Origin of the sequence: Paenibacillus sp. LBL (assembly GCF_029893715.1) — a bacterium.
GTDB classification, from domain to species: Bacteria; Bacillota; Bacilli; order Paenibacillales; family Paenibacillaceae; genus Paenibacillus_AQ; species Paenibacillus_AQ glucanolyticus.
In genome coordinates this window covers 55,054-71,512 of record NZ_JARXYU010000008.1, presented here as the reverse complement: position 1 = coordinate 71,512, position 16,459 = coordinate 55,054, and the positions used below count along the sequence as shown (strand labels likewise).

Sequence of the window (16,459 nt, the reverse complement as noted above, 5' to 3'; positions counted from 1 at the left end):
AACATTCGTTCCTGAATGCGAAGCATCCGCGCAGATCGATACAGAAAAAAGCGTGCGGACGGTTATCCTCGCGGATACCATCTGCACGCTATGCGAAACGGTCACTTATGGAGCTTTTTTCTGCATCTGATCCAAACTCTTAAACTCGTAGCCCCGGTTCTTCGCTTCATCAATGATTCGCCCCAGCGCCTCTGTATTGTCCTTGGAGATCGAATGAAGCAGGATGACTGCACCCGGGTGCAGCTGTGCGGTCACCTTGTCGTAAGCATACTGTGCGCCGCGCTGTGACTTCACATCCCAGTCCATATACGCCAGCGACCAGAAGACATTGGTATATCCCAATTGTTTGCTGGTTGCAAGGGACTTCTCGTCGAATATGCCGCGCGGTGTACGCAAATACTTCATGTCCGGCTGGCCGGTTATGCTCATGACCTCCTTCTTCACCCGCTCCAGCTCCTCAGTCAGCTTCTCTGCCGAAATCGTGGTAACATCGGGGTGATTCCAGGAATGGTTGCCGATAATATGGCCTTCCGCCGTCATCCGCTTCAGCAGATCCGCCTGTGTCTTCACGTAATGTCCGGTCACGAAGAAGGTGGCGGGCACCTTCTTCTCTTTGAGCGTATCCAGGATACGGGAGGTATAACCATTCTCATAGCCGTTATCAAACGTGAGATAAAGCTCCTTCTGCTCGGCATCGCCCATGAAGATGGCATCGTATTTTTGCAGAAGCTCCTTAAAGCCTTCCTCATTGATCGAGGGCAGCTGGCCATTGACGCTTTTCTTAAATCCAAAGTGAAACGGACCGCTTCCGGCCGCCAAGACTGCTCCAGAGATGGTCAGCACTATCGCCAAACTCATCAGAAGCACAAGCGCCGACCGAAGGACTCCACGTTTCTTCATATCCGCCTCTCTCCTTCTTTGTAGTGATATGGATCAATCGCCCCTATGAAAGACGTGCCCAGGGTTGCATCACCTAATATCCCACAAATCGGAGCAAACTATGTGTAAACCAACGTTAACCTGACACAAGAGAGATCCTTTGCTACGTAATTTGGATGGTACGTCCCTCCTGATGACTTTGCAGCGCATACTCGATCATCCGGATCACGTTGCGGGCTTCCTCCGCTTGGACGGGTAAAGCCCCCCCTTTAAGAATGGCTTCAGCAAGTCCCTGGTAGAATGCCTGATAACGTCCTGGCAGCGTCTCAATCTCACCTTGGACTGCCAGCCCGCTCAGCTCGGTAGCGAGCTCTCCGTATTGATCCGGTGAGTCTTCCCCCCAGCCTGCATCCCCTGGGCGCATGCCCTGCTTCAACTGGCCTTCTTGAGGGTCCATCCCATATTTCAGGAAACTTCCCTTATCGCCATGCAGCTCGAATTTCGGGCCGGCTTGCCGTACCAGTGAGCCGGAGTGCAGAATGACGCGGAACGTTGCGTAACCCAGCACCAGATGAAAATAATCATGCGCTTTGGAACCTTTGCGCTCTATTCTTAAATCTGCCCATAACGTCTCCGGCAGACCAAACAGGAACAGCGCCTGATCAATCAGGTGCGAGCCCAGATCGTATAATATGCCTGAACCGGGAGCTGCCTGCTCTCTCCACCGCTCGGATTGCACCTCAGGACGGTAGCGGCTGAACTGTGATTGATAAATGGAAAGCTTGCCGAGCGCTCCCGTTTCCAGCAGGTTGCGGACGGTCAGAAAGTCATTGTCCCAGCGGCGGTTATGGTATACCGTAAGCAGGACGCCCTTCTGCTTGGCAAGCTCAATCAGCTCGTCCGCTTCGGCAGCGGTTACGGTGAACGGTTTCTCTACAACCACGTGCTTGCCAGCCTCAAGGGCCAATCGGGAATATTCATAATGTGTTGTATTAGGACTCGTAATGATGACAACGTCAATCTCCGAAACCGACAAGAGTTCATCCACACTGTCGACAACAGCCGTATCCGGCAAATCCTTGTGAACCTTGTCCGGATCCGATGACACAACCGTGTGTACCTTATAATCCGGCACGCTTCTCAGGATCGGTGCATGAAACACCGATCCGGACAGGCCGTATCCGATGATCCCCGCTTGTATTGCCATAACGCAAGCCTCCTCTTCCCATGGTTCTATGTTGATTCTATAAGGATCGCTGTGATTCCTTGCAACATCTTAACATCCCGCAAATATTTTACAACCGGAAAAAAGCCGCCTGCGGCTAACTTTGTTGCAGGCGGCTTCTCTATTCTCTCGTTATCAAAGTGACGCTGTGTACAAGCACAAGCGATACAATTAATAAGGATCAGCCTCATGCCCCATGCGGCTGGCATCCTCTACCGCTTGTTCACGTGAATCTCCATCCGAGCCCTTCTTCGCCTGCTCCAGGCCTTCCCTAACGCGGCGTCCGTAATCCTCATCCGCGTACGTGAAATGCTCCACCATTTTCTCTTGAATGCGAACATCGCATTGACTTAGCGCACCCACCAGATTGTTGATCAGTTCATTGCGCTCCCAGTCCTCGAATGCTCGGTACGTATCGCCTGCCTGTTTAAAGTCCAGCGTGCGGTCAAGCTTCTGGCGCACGAGATTCGCATCGTAGTGAGGCTGATGCGGCTTCGCTGTCTGCGAGGCTTCCACCAAGCCGTCCGTCATGGAAGGCTCATAATCCACATGTGGGCTCTGCCCTGGCGCCTTATCCACAAAATAAGACATTTGTCCGCCGCGCTGATTGGTCGCTACCCGCTTCTTCGGTGCGTTGATTGGCAGCTGCAGATAGTTCGTGCCTACGCGATGCCGCTGGGTATCCGAGTAAGAGAAGGTACGGCCCTGCAGCAGCTTGTCGTCCGAGAAGTCAAGTCCGTCCACAAGCACGCCGGTTCCGAAGGCCGCTTGCTCCACCTCGTTATAGTAGTTCTCCGGATTGCGGTTCAGCACCATTTTACCAACCTTTAAGAACGGGAACTGATCTTCCGGCCACAGCTTGGTCGGATCAAGCGGATCAAATTCCAGCTCCGGATGATCGTCGTCGCTCATAATCTGAACGCACAGTTCCCACTCCGGATATTCTCCGCGCTCAATCGCCTCATACAGATCCTGGGTGGCGTGGCTGTCATTCATGCCCTGAATCTTGTTTGCTTCTTCCTGCGTCAGGTTTTTGATCCCCTGCTTGAGCGGCTCCCAGTGATATTTCACCAGCACACCGACTCCATCTGCATTGACCCATTTGTATGTATTCACACCAGAGCCCTGCATTTGGCGGTAATTCGCCGGGATACCCCAAGGGGACCACAGAAACGTGATCATATGCGTCGCTTCCGGAGAACGGGATACGAAGTCGAACATGCCGACCGGCCCCGGGACGTTGGATACCGGATCAGGCTTGAACGCATGCACCATATCCGGGAATTTGAGCGGATCACGGATGAAAAATATTTTCAGGTTGTTGCCCACCAAATCCCAGTTGCCTTCCTCCGTATAGAACTTGACGGCAAATCCGCGTGGGTCACGTAACGTTTCAGGCGAGCCGGAGCCGTGGACTACGGTCGAGAACCGCACAAATACCGGAGTTCGCTTGCCTTCAACCTGAAACAGCTTCGCCCGCGTATACTTTGAGACGGGCTCATCGCCCACTTTTCCATACGTTTCAAAGTAGCCGTAGGCCCCTGCTCCCCTGGCATGCACAACGCGTTCCGGAATGCGTTCCCGGTCAAAATGCGTAATCTTCTCGAGAAAATGATAATTCTCCAGTGTCATCGGTCCCCGGTTTCCAACCGTTCTCACATTCTGATTGTCTGATATCGGATGCCCCTGACGATTAGTCAGTGTATCCTCCCGCTCCGTCTCACCCCGGTTTTGTGCAAAACCTGTGCGCTCCTGGTTAATCCCATTATTCCCCTCATATTCTTGGCCACTCACGAATGTCATTCCTCCTTGGATAGATAGCTTGTAATTGGTTCTCTTACTATGGATATTATGTCCAAGGAGTGAAAATGTATGAAATGCAGCTCAATTCAAAACAAACTTATCCCCGTTCTCCCAGCAGCCCGCGTGTAAAGCTGATCCATTCCCTGACAGCAAAGGACAGATACCGGTCCTTCCTCCAGATCATGCCGAGCTGCCAAGGAATCACCGGATTATCCAGCGGCAGAATTGTAACGCGTGAGGAATCGATTTCTTTGCAGATCGTTTCCGGCAGCAGGGCTATCCCCAGATTCGCAGCCACCATGCCGCTGATGAGGTCCCACTGCGAGCTTTCGTAGACCACTCTAGGCTCGAAGCCTGCGCTTATGCATTCCCGGATGATCCGGTCATGGAGCGTGAAATCCTCGCGGAACAACACAAACGCTTCCTCCGCAAGCTCATTCAGGTTCACATGATCTCTGCCTGCAAGCCGATGGGACGGATGTACAAGCAGATTCAACTTCTCTTTCACAAAGGAATAATAGTGAAACACGTCTTCGTTAACCGGCAGCACGGCAACCCCGATGTCCGTCTGGCCGCTCTCCACATCGGCCTCCACCTTCTTGGCGCCATCCTCAATAAGCTTAATGGTAATATTTGGGTATTCCTGGTGGAACTGCCCGATCACCTCTGGAAAAAAGCTTGAGCCCACCATAGGCGGAAGACCGATTCGGAGATGTCCGCGCTTCAGGTTCATCAGATCCTCCAGCTCGGCGGATACGCGCTGGAAGGAATCCACCATCTGCTGTGCCTGCTGGTACATGATATGGCCCGCATCCGTCAGCTCGATTCGCTTGCCCTGCCGGTAGAACAAGGTGACGCCCCATTCATCCTCCATGTTGCGAATGGTCTTGCTGATTGTCGGCTGCGTAATATAAAGCTTCTCCGCCGCCTTGGTGAAGCTCTGATTCCTGGCGACCTCAAGAAAATACTCCAGATGCCGTATGTCCATCCGATCCACCCTCCTGATTCTTCTATGTATAGATAAATGGAATAGCTATCATTCGATATATGCATTTTACCTATGAAAATTATCGTTGTAAAATTTCATTAATACTGAAAACATAGGAGGCCGGTCATGATCAACATATTGAAAGGAACTCTGCAAGTGGCCGGTTTCATGCTTCTTTCCATGGGAATGGATAAACTGGCCGAATGGCTGCATCTGGGGATACCCGGAAGCATACTCGGCATTGCCGTGGTGTTTATTCTGCTCGAAACCAAGATCCTGCGTCTGGAGTGGATTGAGCTTGGCGCTAATTGGCTGCTCGCCGAATTGCTGCTGTTCTTTATCCCTGCTGCAGTCGGTATCATGAAATATTTCCCGATGCTGGAAGCCGAAGGGCTCCAGATTCTAGTTGTTGTTCTGTTCAGCACCGTTATCGTGATGGTGAGTTCGGGGCTGACAGCCGGCTTCATCTCCACTCGAAAGGAGCGGAGAACGCCATGAACATCCTGCTGTCTGCATTCGTTGGACTGCTGTTAACGATCGGTATCTATGCGGGCGCCAAAAGGCTGTACCGCCGCTTTCCCAAGGTCTATTTGTCTCCGCTCCTGATTACTCCGGTGCTCCTTGTTGTGATATTGACACAAACGGGCGTATCCTATGAAACATACAATGAAGGTGCGCAGTGGATAAGCAAGCTGCTGGGACCGGCAACGATCGCCTTTGCCGTTCCGCTGTACAAGAACTTTCAAACCCTGAAGAAGCATGCTGCCGAGATTATGCTCAGCGTGCTGACCGGGTCGGTGCTGGCGATGGTATCCTCTGCGTTTCTTGCAAAATGGATGCACCTGAACAGCTCTCTGGCCACCAGCCTTGTGCCGCGCTCCATTACAACGCCCATTGCCATGAACGTATCTGAGGTCATCGGGGGGGTGCCCAACATGACCGCTGTCTTTGTCATCATGACCGGCATTCTGGGCTCCATGATCGGACCGGCCGTCATGCGAATTTTCCGGATTCGGGGCGATATCGCAAGAGGCGTTCTGTTCGGGACCAGCGCCCACGGAACCGGCACATCCAAAGCATTCGAATTCAGCTCCCTCTCCGGCACAATCTCCAGCATTTCGATGATTGTTGCTGCCCTCTTCACCCTCGGGACCGCACCACTAATCATGGCATTTCTGCACTAATATTGGCATGACTCTGACTAAACCGGCGATGACCGGTTTTTTCGTTGTCTTTTTTGTGTTGTTATGCGCATTTCCGGAACTTACTTTAACTCTTTGACAACCTCCGCGGAAGAGGTCATAATAAGTTCTGTTCATAAGTTTTGTTAAATTAATGTCATGTCTAATGTAAACGAACCGTAAGAATAACGTCTGTCGATGGTAAAAAAACGAATAGCCGCTGAAAGCTCCTGAACCTAATATTGGGCGGCATTGAAAGGAAGGCGATACAGGTGCTCTCCACCTCGCGGTTTCGGTTAACGATGACGAAGCCTTTTATATTTTTCTCTGTCATTATGCTGCTCAAAAGCTACTTAGCCTGGATGGTCATTTTTGATGATGTGATGCCTTGGAAACCACTCATTACAGAAATTCCTTTTATCTGGCTTGTGTTCAGCTTGATTGAATGGTTTGCCTCCAAGCGGAAACTTGCTGCCTATATGAGCGTTAACCTGCTGCTGACCGCCATATTCTTTGCAGCTATTATGTATTATAAATACTACGGCGTTATCGTGACGTATCACGCGCTGGAGCAAGTCAACCAGGTAACCGCAGTCAGCAACAGCGTGTTCTCCTTAATGGACCCCTATTATTTGCTGATTTTTACGGATATCATTGTCATGTTCGTACTGCTGTGGCGCAGTGACCGCGTGAAGAAGTGGAAGATTCGGCATGCCAAAAAAGAGAAGCGCAAATTCGTTCCCATCGTGTTTGTGTTCTCCCTGATGCTGTGCCTGTTCCAGATTATGCCTAACCGCGCAAGCATGAACGAAATCGTAAAGGCGCAGGAGATGGGAATTCTCAATTACGAAGCCTACACGATTTTCCAACAGGAAAACACCGAGCTTGCAGATGCCAAGACCATCACGCAGGATAAAATCAATGAACTGAAGGGACTTGGAGCATCGGATCAGGAAGCACTGCTCTCCGGTGTAGCCCAGGGCAAGAACCTGATCATCATCCAGATGGAATCTTACCAGCAGTTCTTGATGAATCTGAAGATTGACGGCAAGGAAATTACGCCCCACATGAACAAGCTGGCTCGTGAAAGCTTGTACTTCCCGAACTTCTTCCAGAATGTCGGGCAGGGTAATACCTCCGATGCCGAGTTTGTTGTAAATACCTCCTTCTACATCCCGCCGCGGGGGGCGGCAACGCAGCATTATGCGGACAGGGTCCTCCCTAGCTTGCCGAAATTGCTGCAAGCGGAAGGCTACGATACGGCCACCTTCCATACCAATGTGGTGGAGTTCTGGAACCGCGGAGAGCTGTATAAAGCGCTCGGTTTTAACCGTTATTATGATAAAGCCTTTTTCGGTGAGGATGATAAGCTGTTCTTCGGCGCCTCGGATGATGCCCTGTATTCCAAGACAGCCGCCGAGCTGAAAAAGATGCACGATACAGGAAAGCCGTTTTATGCTCAGGTCATATCGATGTCTGCACATCATCCTTATACCATTCCTGAAGAGAAGTACCGGATGACGCTCCCAGAGCGGTATGATGGTACGTTTGTCGGCGATTATATCCGCTCCCAGAACTATGCAGATGACGCGCTCGGCAAATTCATTGAGCAGTTGAAGAAGGACGGGATATGGGATAACAGCATGGTTGTTGTCTATGGAGATCACCTTGGACTGCCGATCTACTCACTGGATAACAAAGATAAAGAGCTGATGCGCGAAATTTATGGCCGGGACTATAATTCAGGCGATATGATCAACATTCCGCTCATAATCCATGGCGAAGGCCTTCAACCGGAAGTGAAAGAGCAAGTCGGCGGGCAGATCGACCTCTTGCCAACGGTTTCTAACCTGCTCGGCGTATCGTTGGACCAACAGCTTCATTTTGGTCAGGATTTGCTGAACAACACCGATAACAACTTGCTGCCGGAACGGTATTACCTTCCTTCCGGGACGTTTATCAACAATACCACCCTGTACATCCCGGGAATCGGCTTTGAGGATGGAACCAAGCACCCGCTGCCGAGCTCAGATGAGAAGTCGACGCAGGCTTCCCAGGAGGAGTTCGAACGGGCGCTGCAGCTACTCCACCTGTCCGACAGCTATGTCAGACAGCTGCCACTCCATAAATAATTCGTTTCATGACAGGACAACTCTCCAGGTTCGTAGAGAGTTGTCCTTTTTTTCATAGACAGCTCACCTGCAATCCTTGTTCCCTATGGGGTTACACAACGGAAAGCAACTGGCATTTGACATAGTGGCTTACTTTTTCTTATGATTAATAAGAAAAACTCTATCGACTTACTTTCAGTAGACAGACCGCGTTTAGAGGAATTTTTTCTTGCGATCATCGATTTGTTCAGCTTCGCTGAAAACTATAAATTTTATAATCTTAACAATATACCTTGTTTTGAAAACCGCATTCGTGGTGAAATTACGTACAACAACTCAAATTACGCATTCATAGGATGACATTTTAGCCATATATTTTTTTAGAGCAACTCGATTACGAATTGTAGGAGTGACGATCCGACTTGGACCCCATACGAAGGATAATCAGAATTATATGTTCAACACTTGGCCTTCTGCTGATCGCTTCCGTTACGCCCGTTCCTCTAGTGGACATAACCGATTCCGCTGCGGCTACGCACGGAATGGAAGCTTCCGAAGGCAATCTGCCTGAGTCGACGCCGGTCCCCAAAACGCCGGAGCCTGTTCGGTTGAAGCTGGAAGATAAGCGCCATGTGTCTCTGCTTTCCTTGAATAACGTTACATGCTGTACTGAAACCGATATGTTTCTGATCCTCAAGCACATGCTGCTGGAACCTTTGAAATTCAGGTCGAATTATGTTGACAGCCATGCATAGTAAACCATGGTTATTTAAAAACTAATTCAGATCAGATAAAAAAAGGATGTGTTTTGTTTGGATGACAGTATAGGCATAAATTTATTTTTAGTCGCTGTACTTATTGCAGCTACCGCTTTTTTCGTTATGACGGAATTTGCTATCATAAGACTTCGTCCCAGTCGAGTAGACCAATTGGTTATGGAAGGGCGTAAAGGCGCTCTTGCCGTTAAAAAGGTAACTTCGAATCTGGATGGGTACCTGTCTGCGTGTCAGCTTGGGATTACCATCACGGCACTCGGTCTCGGCTGGCTCGGGGAACCGACCATCGAGAAGATTCTTCATCCGGTGTTTGATAACTTTTCCATCCCGTCAGCTGTAGCTTCGCTAATCTCATTCCTGCTTGCTTTTGTTATTATGACTTATATCCACGTTGTTATCGGTGAACTTGCACCGAAAACGATTGCTATCAATAAAGCTGAAGCTGTGTCGTTCTTATGCGCGACGCCTATTATATGGTTCAACCGCATTATGTACCCGTTCATCTGGCTGCTTAACGGATCCGCCAACAAAATCGTTCGTCTGTTCGGCATGCACCCGGCAAGTGAACATGAGGAAGCTCACTCGGAAGAGGAACTTCGCATGATCCTGAGTGACAGTTATGAGAGCGGGAAGATCAACCAAGCCGAGTATGGTTATGTAAGCCGAATTTTTGCTTTTGATGATATGCTTGCCAAGGAGATCATGGTGCCACGTACCGATATGATCTGCCTGTATGTTGACAAGCCGCTTGCAGCGAACCTGCAGATTATCAAGCGTGAGCAGTACACCCGTTTCCCGGTTGTACGCGGCGACAAGGATCAGATCGTCGGTATAGTTAACACCAAGCAGTTCTTCCTGGAGTTTGATGACAATGCCAGCATCGATCTGTCCAAGCTGATTCATCCGGCCATGACAGTATCCGAAGCGATTCCGATCAAGAAATTACTTCGCAAAATGCAGCAGGAAGGCACGCATATGGCCATCCTGATCGACGAGTATGGCGGTACGTCCGGCATGATCACCATTGAGGATATTCTGGAGGAGATCGTCGGGGAGATCCGCGATGAATTCGACGAGGATGAGGAACGCGAGCTGACCCAGCCTGAGCCGAACCGCATCATCGCTGACGGCAAGGTGTCCATCAATCGGATCAATGATCTGCTGCATACCGATCTGAGCACGGATGACCTGGATACCATCGGCGGCTGGCTGTACGGACACAACTCCGAGCTCGCCAAAGGCGATACATGGAGCTACCGTGATCTGACGTTTACCGTCATCGAGAAGAAAACCCACCGTTATACGAAGCTGCAAATCGTCAAGGAAACGGAAGAAAATACGGCTGAAGAAACATCTGCCGTGGCAGCAACAACGGAACATAACGAGTAAGCGAACCATGAACCATAGCCGCCATGCAGCCCTTACGGGGTGATGCACGGCGGCTTTTTGCATGCTTTGCCGACATTTTAGCACTTTAACAAGTTATAACTCTGCTGTAATATAGAAATTACAATCTGTTATCGTATGGGGGGGCAGCAAGACATGAATCGTCAAATAGCTATTATAGGAAGCAGTGGCGGCAATCTGTACAATTTGGGCGGCAGGGACCCGCTCAAGCTGCTGGATGAGATATTGGTGCAGATGGAGAGCGCCGGTCTGTCATGCGGGGCTCTACAGTTCATCGCAGCCCAGGTCTCCATGGATGCAGCTAAGGACTCAACGCCCGCTGCACTTTACGGCTGGAATTCTAGTCAAGGCGAGCCGGTCATTATCGCTGAAGGCACCCTTCAGCAAGTGAATCAGGCTGCCGAGCGGCTTGACCGGGAAATTGCCGAGCAGATTGAACTCGGCGAGATTGACGGTCTCATTGTAATGAGTGCCGACCCGGAGGGCAGCAACCGACACGCCATTGAGGCTGCCGCCAAGTTCCGTCTGCCGGTGACCGGTACGGGAGGAACGTCCATGGCGATCATTCAGACCAAAGGCGCATACGTCATTGCCGCTTCCGGCACAACCGGCACCACCAACCGCACCCGAGCGGTCACGTTTGCTACTTCCCTCAGCAAGCATTGGCGGCTTCCGTATCGGCCGGTCATCGGGAACGCAGCAGCGAGCATCCACGCGGCAGCCGGAAGCTCATCTCCATGGCGCCGCATCAATATTCGAGGCATTATGATGGCCTCGCTTCCCGGCTTCATTGGTATGGCCCTGATCCTCGCGGTCAGCAAAATTCCGGGCTTATCGGCACTGACCGAGGTGTTTGATCTGATGATCAAGGCGCTGCCGGTCATCGTTGCCGTTATTGCAGCCAAGCAGGTATCCGAGCTGGACGAGGTCTCCATTGTCGCCGGGATCGTGGCCGGTGTCCTGTCCGTTGAAGGCGGCATTATCGGGGGTATCATCGGCGGAATTGGCGCAGGCATCATTGTCCATTACATATTCCGTCAATGTGTGGAGTGGCGTTTCCCGGCTACGACGGTCAACATCGTTGCAGGCGGCGTCTCAGGGCTGATTGCCGGTCTGCTGGTCTACTTTCTCATCGCACCGATTGCGCTGAGTGCTGGCGAGGGCATCCGCATGCTGATCGAAACGCTGGTCTCCTGGAGCCCGGCCATTGCCGGATTGATTGCAGGACTGCTGATCTGGCCTGCAATCATTGGCGGCGTTTATCATGCGGCCATTCTGCCGATCGTACTGCTTGAGATGGAAACCACGAGCAACAGCTTCCTCGGCGCGGTGGATATGGTCGGCTTGGTCATGGTATCCGCAGGAATTACGCTGGCCAACATCATTGCACCCCGCGACAAAGGGGAGGCCGCTGTAGCCGCTCCCGGATTTGCCATCAATATGGGTTTTGGCACCTTTGTTGAAGCTGCCTATCCATTCATGTTCTCGAATAAATTTGTATTTGCGGGCGCCATTGCTTCCGCTGGACTTGGCGGCATGCTTGTCGGCATATTCGGGGTTCGTGGCACCGCATACGTCCCCTCTTTCATTGGTCCGATCACATCGAATAACACCGTCGGCTTCCTGGTCTCCATGGCAGCCAGCATGCTCTGCTCGTTCCTGATTACGTTCTTCGTAAACAAGCTGTCCGGGTACCGTGAAGCTAAGAATACAATGAGTATGTAAAATGTGAGGGCTCCTCTTCCAGGAGCCCATAACAACAAACGGACGGATCAAGGTTTATCATCTTGATCCGTCCGTTTCCCTCATGATATTTGCCCCATCAGCCTTACGGAGTCAGGGCTGGCGATTTGCGATGCAGGGTGCCTTGCTCATAACTGTATGCCAGCTTGATCAATGTGCCTTCATCAAATGCCTTCCCGAGGAACTCCACGCCAACGGGAAGCCCGCCATCCGTAAAGCCCGCTGGAACTGTAATTGCCGGGAAGCCGGAGAACGGGCTGAGCCTGTTGTTCACACCCGAGTTCTGACCCTCGCCGAGTTTGCCAGCCGGTTCGGCCGAGGCTGGATAGACCAGCGCATCCAGATTGTGCTCGGCCATCACCTTCAGCAGCGATTCCTGCGTCAGCTTTGTACGGTCCAGCACAATTTTGCGGTACTCGTTGTCGTCCAGGGTCTCGCGAGCTTGTCTGGCTTCCATGGAGCTCTTATGCGATTCCAGATATTCACCGGAAGCAATAATCTCCTCCAGGGAATGGTAAGGTGCATCCTCACCCAGACTCTCCAGGTAATCATTCAGCTGGAATTTGAACTCCCAACCGCTGAGGCTTGGGAATTTCATGATAGCCTCATAATTCGGAATTTCGATATGAACGGCAGTCGCGCCTAACTTCTCCATATCCTTCACGGCTTGCAAAGTGATATCATTCACTTCGTTCTGCTCGGCCTTCGTGCCTGACAGAAGCTGCGTGACAACCCCAATCCGCGCACCTTGAAGACCTTCCTTGTCCAGATAACTCAAATAACTGTCTGGAACACGACCCACGCTCTGCGTGGTCACCAGATCCTTTGCATCATAACCTGCGGTAGCTTCAAGAACGGCTGCCGCGTCCGCTACGGTCCGGGCCATCGGTCCCCCCACATCCTGTGTTAACGCCAGCGGTATAATCCCGTCACGGCTGGACAGTCCAATGGTAGGCCGGATGCCTACCAGGCTGTTTAAGGAGGAGGGAATCCGAATGGAGCCGCCTGTATCCGTGCCAAGGCCGGCCGCTGCAAAGTTGGCTGCAATCGCCGCCCCGGTTCCGCCGCTGGAGCCACCAGGATAATGCCCCAGATTATAAGGGTTTAGCGTCTGTCCGCCAAGTGAACTGGACGTGGTAATATTAAAAGCGAATTCGTCCAGATTCGCCTTGGCAATGATAATCGCTCCGGCAGCCTTCAATCGGGCGACCTGCTCCGAATCGTTATCCGGGATGGAGTCCTTCAGACACACGCAGCCTGCCGTTGTCGGCATGTCCGCTGTATCATAATTATCCTTCACAATGATCGGGATGCCATGCAGCGGACCGCGCGGGCCTGTCGTTCTGCGTTCCTCATCCAGCTTTCTAGCCGCCTCCACCGCCTTGTCGTTCACGGTCAGGATGGCATGGAGCTGATCATCGTAGCGATGGATTCTTGCCAGATAGAGCTGAACCAGTGTGACGGAAGTCACCTTCCCCTGTTCCATCGCCGTTTGCATCTCTGCAATCGTTGCCTCGGTAATGTCAAAAGGAGTTAAATAGGCTTCGATCCGATCGATCAGCACATGAGCATCGGAAATCGTCACCGGCTGATTGGGCGCAAATACCGTACTGCTATAACCGTTCATAATCCCTGCCTTCAGCAAGGCACCTGCAATCTCGGATTCAGCCTCTGACAAATCTGTATATTCGCTTGTGCTCTCCGGCAATTCAATCCATTCATAGATGGCAGCTGCAGCGTCTTTGCGCTTGATGGTTCCGGTTCCGTCCAGGCCTTTGAATTCAAGTCCATTCCCCTTCGCAACCGCGTTCAGCAGTTTGGAGAATTCCTGAACCGTAATAGGTGACGTTAAGCTGCTCTTCTGGATGCTGCTCACTTGTCCAGCGTTCGTGCTCGTGCTGGAACTAGCTTCCGCAGGTGTACCAGTAAGGATGAACGATCCGGCCAGCAACGAGGCACTAAGCAGTGCCGCACTCCCTTTTAATTTCCATGAGGTCATTTTACGCATTGACGCACGCTCCAATCTATCGATGTTGTTAGGTAGTTAGTGACTATCATAGATCATGTAAATTAACCTAACAATCTTTGAATTCGATAATGTAAGCGCATTATTATATGTATATCGGTAATTATCACTTATTTTCATTCATTTATTAAACAATTTCCTCTTTTTATAGATTCGTATAGTATAATGAAAGAAGGATATATATGTTAATTAAAATAACATTATACTCTAAATAGTATAAACAAACATTTCCTATCATAAATAATATGTTATATTACATAACATAAAATATAAATCTGTGCCTATTGAAATGAATCTAGCAACTAGGGCAAACCACAGCATCCTCTCTCATCTTCTCCTTGGCAGAATAAAACAAGCATACCTTACAAACATACCTTTTTTTCCGATATGACAGCTAACCAATCAGCCAGAAGGAGCGTCTATTATAGTAGGAGCTGGCTGCCCTATACTGGCAGCTTACCGAATGCCTGAATTCATCCCGTATTCAAGGAGGTTATCACTGCCGTGACATTCAGAAAAATATCTCTATTTGCCCTCACAAGCGTCCTGTTAGCAACTTCGCTCATCTGGAGCAGCGAGCAAGCGGACGTTGACGCCGCCGCCGCTCCGAGCTATTCCGTAAACGTAGCAGGCACACTCATGAATGACGTGTATATTCGCCAAGGCAAGGCCTATGTTCCTCTCCAAGGGTTAGCTGAGGCACTCGGGTACGAGATTTCCTATTCTCTGCAAGCGGAACTGGACCACTTCCATCAATATGATCTGAAGGCTCCAAGCGCTCCCCACATATCGGTATGGGGCAACGCAAGCCGGGGGTATACGATCGTGCGTAAGGCAACCCAAGAGATGAGTGTCAATGACATCAACATCTATGAACCGGAGCTGCTGTGCCCGGAAGCATCGGACTCTTGCAGGCTGGATGAGAGCAAATACGAAGGACCTGTTTTCACAAAAAACACCCTGTACGTCCCTGTACGCGACATGGCCAAGGCCTTCAACCTGAAACTGACCATTTCACGAACAAAGAAAGAACACGTAATTGATCTGTCCAGGAACTAACGGTACGATGATGACTCACACAATCAAAAAAAGAAGCCAAGCCGAGTCATAGACTCTGCCAGGCTTCTTATCATAAGAAGAGCTGAACTCCGTCATCTTGATTACATCTCTCTGATCTCGATATCATCCGCAGACGCCATTTTCGAAATATCGAACTCTCTGAAAAAATGGGTACTCGGCAACCCTCTCATATAATCAAAATCCTGCCCTATCTTCTTCGCAGTATCGGGCGTATTCAAATCCGAAGGATAGTAATTGATCTGAAGGTCCGTTTCCCCCTTTACGGTCACGGAAGGCAGCTTTCGTATCAGCTCCAGCACACGCTCCTGCTCCTCTGGAAGATTAGCCGCGGTGAGATCCGCAAATACGATTAAACTTACATTCTGACGAACTGCCCCATCCGCCTCCTGGCCAAGACTGTTATAATTGCGCTCAAGCGTCTCGGAATCCGAGAATACGTAGGCTTGCGCAAAAGCCTGGTTTGGATACAGCTCGTCCAGCAGTGGCTTCAATTGCTCTTCAAGCTGCTTCCCCCAGAGCAAGTTCAGATAAGTATCATTCGATAGGGTAGGCGGGCTGCCATCATCACTGTTTAGGGTAAACTCCAGATCAGGCGCCTGCTCAGAATGGGCTCTAAGATTATACGAACTGACAGCCCAGGTATAACTTACTTCCGTTACCTTGAAGGGCTCGCTGTACTTCTGTTCCAGATAAGACTCAGCCGCTTCCTGAACCACCCGTTTCTCCGCTGCCGTCTTCATGAAAGGGGAAGATCCCCAGGTGTACCCGCCATATATGGACCCGGCGAACAGGGCCAGTCCGATTAACGTCCTCAGGATGATTTTCCAAGGTGAGGAGAGCTGGCGCCGCCGCTTCTCGTCGAACATCGGTTTCTTCGGCGATCGGTAGTTGAAGTAAACGATGGGTATAATGAGTCCTACAATATGAAGGACAATGACCAGCGGGCCAATAATCAAGCCCAAGAAACCTAATGTGATGAAAAAAATATAAAGAGCCGCTCCCTGAAGCGCCATAAGCAGCACCCCGCCGATGATCATGCCCGGTGTCCCGATATAAAACATCCCGAGCCCGGTGCAGATCAGGGAGAGCAATGCTGCAAACCACTGATGTTTCCTCAAGTTATCATCCATCCTTTATCCCCATGATTTATGTATGATTGTAAAATCTGACACCCTAATTATAACCGCCTTCGGCCGATGGATAAACAATAAGCCCACTTCACCGCAGTGAAATGGGCTCG

Annotated in this window: 13 protein-coding genes; 7 read left to right on the top strand and 6 right to left on the bottom strand. The window is 50.7% G+C overall.

Going from position 1 to position 16,459, the window contains the following annotated elements:
* Nucleotides 1-105: 105 nt before the first annotated feature.
* From pdaA to cidR, 4 genes are all read right to left on the bottom strand, one after another.
* Nucleotides 106-900 carry a delta-lactam-biosynthetic de-N-acetylase gene (gene pdaA, locus M2277_RS18120; protein WP_006207026.1) on the bottom strand — a complete coding sequence of 265 codons (795 nt, stop codon included), beginning with the start codon at nucleotides 898-900 and terminating at the stop codon, nucleotides 106-108.
* Between the two features lie 142 nt (nucleotides 901-1,042).
* A complete protein-coding gene (locus M2277_RS18115; RefSeq protein ID WP_063478054.1) occupies nucleotides 1,043-2,086 on the bottom strand; it encodes an oxidoreductase in 1,044 nt (347 codons plus the stop codon).
* Between the two features lie 189 nt (nucleotides 2,087-2,275).
* Nucleotides 2,276-3,898 carry a catalase gene (locus M2277_RS18110; protein WP_280755293.1) on the bottom strand — a complete coding sequence of 541 codons (1,623 nt, stop codon included), beginning with the start codon at nucleotides 3,896-3,898 and terminating at the stop codon, nucleotides 2,276-2,278.
* A gap of 106 nt (nucleotides 3,899-4,004) precedes the next feature.
* Entirely contained in the window at nucleotides 4,005-4,895 is an 891-nt protein-coding gene (gene cidR / locus M2277_RS18105) for a cidABC operon transcriptional activator CidR (protein ID WP_280755292.1), read from the bottom strand.
* A gap of 126 nt (nucleotides 4,896-5,021) precedes the next feature.
* Here cidR and M2277_RS18100 point away from each other — a divergent pair, with 126 nt between their 5' ends.
* The 6 genes from M2277_RS18100 (at nucleotide 5,022) to M2277_RS18075 (ending at nucleotide 12,095) form a co-directional block, all read left to right on the top strand.
* Entirely contained in the window at nucleotides 5,022-5,393 is a 372-nt protein-coding gene (locus tag M2277_RS18100) for a CidA/LrgA family protein (protein WP_006207031.1), read from the top strand.
* Nucleotides 5,390-6,079: a CidB/LrgB family autolysis modulator gene (locus tag M2277_RS18095; protein ID WP_006207032.1), complete on the top strand. Its 690-nt coding sequence runs from the start codon at nucleotides 5,390-5,392 to the stop codon at nucleotides 6,077-6,079. Before M2277_RS18100 ends, M2277_RS18095 begins: the two co-directional genes overlap by 4 nt.
* Before the next feature lie 269 nt (nucleotides 6,080-6,348).
* A complete protein-coding gene (locus M2277_RS18090; RefSeq protein ID WP_006207033.1) occupies nucleotides 6,349-8,208 on the top strand; it encodes an LTA synthase family protein in 1,860 nt (619 codons plus the stop codon).
* Nucleotides 8,209-8,609: 401 nt separating this feature from the next.
* Nucleotides 8,610-8,942 carry a hypothetical protein gene (locus tag M2277_RS18085; RefSeq protein ID WP_006207035.1) on the top strand — a complete coding sequence of 111 codons (333 nt, stop codon included), beginning with the start codon at nucleotides 8,610-8,612 and terminating at the stop codon, nucleotides 8,940-8,942.
* A gap of 57 nt (nucleotides 8,943-8,999) precedes the next feature.
* Entirely contained in the window at nucleotides 9,000-10,352 is a 1,353-nt protein-coding gene (locus tag M2277_RS18080) for a hemolysin family protein (protein WP_040680020.1), read from the top strand.
* A gap of 153 nt (nucleotides 10,353-10,505) precedes the next feature.
* Nucleotides 10,506-12,095: a hypothetical protein gene (locus M2277_RS18075; protein ID WP_006207037.1), complete on the top strand. Its 1,590-nt coding sequence runs from the start codon at nucleotides 10,506-10,508 to the stop codon at nucleotides 12,093-12,095.
* Nucleotides 12,096-12,198: 103 nt separating this feature from the next.
* Here the strand turns inward: M2277_RS18075 and M2277_RS18070 are convergent, their stop codons facing one another.
* Complete coding sequence (locus M2277_RS18070; RefSeq protein WP_280755291.1) at nucleotides 12,199-14,121, bottom strand: amidase family protein; 1,923 nt, start codon at nucleotides 14,119-14,121, stop codon at nucleotides 12,199-12,201.
* 522 nt (nucleotides 14,122-14,643) lie between these two features.
* Between M2277_RS18070 and M2277_RS18065 the strand changes: the two genes are divergently transcribed.
* Entirely contained in the window at nucleotides 14,644-15,198 is a 555-nt protein-coding gene (locus M2277_RS18065; protein ID WP_231887956.1) for a hypothetical protein, read from the top strand.
* A gap of 101 nt (nucleotides 15,199-15,299) precedes the next feature.
* Here M2277_RS18065 and M2277_RS18060 read toward each other — a convergent pair whose 3' ends face one another.
* On the bottom strand, nucleotides 15,300-16,337 hold the full coding sequence (locus tag M2277_RS18060; protein WP_063479715.1) for a hypothetical protein: 1,038 nt from the start codon (nucleotides 16,335-16,337) through the stop codon (nucleotides 15,300-15,302).
* Nucleotides 16,338-16,459 lie beyond the last annotated feature (122 nt).

Bases quoted from the DNA above. Each gene is read 5' to 3' on its own strand.
- pdaA (WP_006207026.1), bottom strand. From the start codon at position 900: ATGAAGAAACGTGGAGTCCTTCGGTCGGCGCTTGTGCTTCTGATGAGT.
- M2277_RS18115 (WP_063478054.1), bottom strand. From the start codon at position 2,086: ATGGCAATACAAGCGGGGATCATCGGATACGGCCTGTCCGGATCGGTG.
- cidR (WP_280755292.1), bottom strand. From the start codon at position 4,895: ATGGACATACGGCATCTGGAGTATTTTCTTGAGGTCGCCAGGAATCAG.
- M2277_RS18100 (WP_006207031.1), top strand. From the start codon at position 5,022: ATGATCAACATATTGAAAGGAACTCTGCAAGTGGCCGGTTTCATGCTT.
- M2277_RS18095 (WP_006207032.1), top strand. From the start codon at position 5,390: ATGAACATCCTGCTGTCTGCATTCGTTGGACTGCTGTTAACGATCGGT.
- M2277_RS18075 (WP_006207037.1), top strand. From the start codon at position 10,506: ATGAATCGTCAAATAGCTATTATAGGAAGCAGTGGCGGCAATCTGTAC.
- M2277_RS18070 (WP_280755291.1), bottom strand. From the start codon at position 14,121: ATGCGTAAAATGACCTCATGGAAATTAAAAGGGAGTGCGGCACTGCTT.